Origin of the sequence: Streptomyces sp. NPDC059853, assembly GCF_042731495.1 — a bacterium.
In the GTDB taxonomy this organism is placed as follows: Bacteria; Actinomycetota; Actinomycetes; order Streptomycetales; family Streptomycetaceae; genus Streptomyces.
Map to the genome: position 1 here is coordinate 1 of NZ_JBHWJL010000541.1, position 1638 is coordinate 1638.

Annotated in this window: 1 protein-coding gene; it reads left to right on the forward strand. The window is 77.7% G+C overall.

Translation table 11 applies throughout. From position 1 onward, the window contains the following. Positions 1–1638, forward strand: a 1638-nt coding sequence (locus tag ACFV5N_RS27705; RefSeq protein WP_385605258.1) for a hypothetical protein, incomplete at both ends; no start/stop codon positions are given.

The following is a 1638-nucleotide window of genomic DNA, read 5'->3' on the forward strand; positions in this document are numbered from 1 at the left end:
GGTGCTGCGCACGGCGCTCACCGCGGCCCGCCCGGTGCGGCTGGCCGGCCGCGAACTGCGCCGGCTGCGCACCGGCCCGTACGGCCTGCCCCGGGTGGCCGGGCTGCGGCTGTTCCCGCTCGGGGTCGGTGACACCGCCGAACTCGCCCTCGACACCGCCCTCCAGCGGCTGAGCGGCGCCGGGCGCGTCGCCTACGCGCTGCGCCGCCTCGACGGGCTGAACGCCCCCGCCATCCGCAGCCTGCTGGCCGCCTCCGGCGTCGACGAGGACACCATCAGGGCGGCGCTGCGGGGGGCCGACTCCCTCCCCGAGGGCGGCGAACTCGTCGACCCCTGCGCGCTCACCGCCCGCCCCACCGATCTCACCCGCAGACGCCGCCGCCGGCACGCCGCCCTGGCCGCGGCGGCCGTCCTCGCGGTGGCCGTCGCGAGAACGGTCCTGGTGCCCGGCGGCTGGGGCCCGGACGGCCCCGCCGCCCCGCCCTACGCGGAGAACGCCCAGGCCCAGGCCGCGCTCGACCCCAAGACGCTGCGCCGGATGCCCGCCGACGTCTGGGAGGGCTCCTCCCGGGTGGACTTCGCGGTGTGGCCGGCCCGGGGCGAGGCGGTCAACGACCAGGCGCTGCTGCGCCGCGCGCTCGCCGTCTGGGCCCGCCCCGGCGAGTCGGTCGGCGTCTCGGCCACCCCCGGCACCCAGACCGGCCCCGCGCCCGGCCCGGCGCAGCTGCTGTTCGCCGGGGAGGTCGGCCAGTCCACGGTGGTGCTGCTGTACGACGGGATGCGGCTGGTGCGGTACGCGGAGCTGACCGGCGTCGAGGACGGCGGCGCGGTGCTGGACTTCGCCCGGGTGGACGGAGCCGACACGACGGCCGCCTCCGCCGTCGTCCTGGACCGGGCGGACGGCAACACCCGCTATCTGCTGGCCCCGTGGGTCGAGTCGCTGACGATGACGGATCTGCTGACGCCCGGGATCACCGGGGTGCCCACCGAACTGGACGAGCACGGGGTGACGGCCCCGGTGCGGACCCCGGCGGGCAGCGGCACCCAGGAGGAGTGCGCGGAGTACGCGGTGCTGGAGTTCACCGCCACCGGCCTGGCGGCGCCGTACGCGATGGCGGACCTGGGCGAGCTGACCCCGGCGCTGCTGACGTACGGCACGCCGGGCGAGCCGGGCGGGGCGCTGGCGGACGGGACGTCGGCGGCCCGCTGGGCGCGTACCGCCTGCCATCTGTCCGGGGTGACGGCGACCGGTGTGAAGTCGGTGAACACCTGGGGCTTCGCCGAGCAGGAACTGCCGGACGGGGCGGGGACCGCCCAGTGGCTGTGCACGCGCGCGGAGACCTGGCGCGGCTCGGGGAGCCGGACGATGGCGCAGTTCCACGTTCCGGCCGAGCGGGCCGGTGAGCCGGGCGCGGTGGTCGCGCGGCAGGAGGAGGGCACGGCGTGCGGCCCGCGGGAGCCGCGGGTGCTCTCCGGTGTGCTGTGGAAGTCGCCGGCGGACTCCTGGTACCTGCTGGCGGCCGGCAGCCCGGAGGTGGCGTCGATCGCGGTCGAGGGCGAGGTCGAGGGCGGGGTCAGCGGCCGGGCGTCGAACGGGTCGGCGCTACCGACGTCGTCGAAGGTGGCGAAGGCGTCACT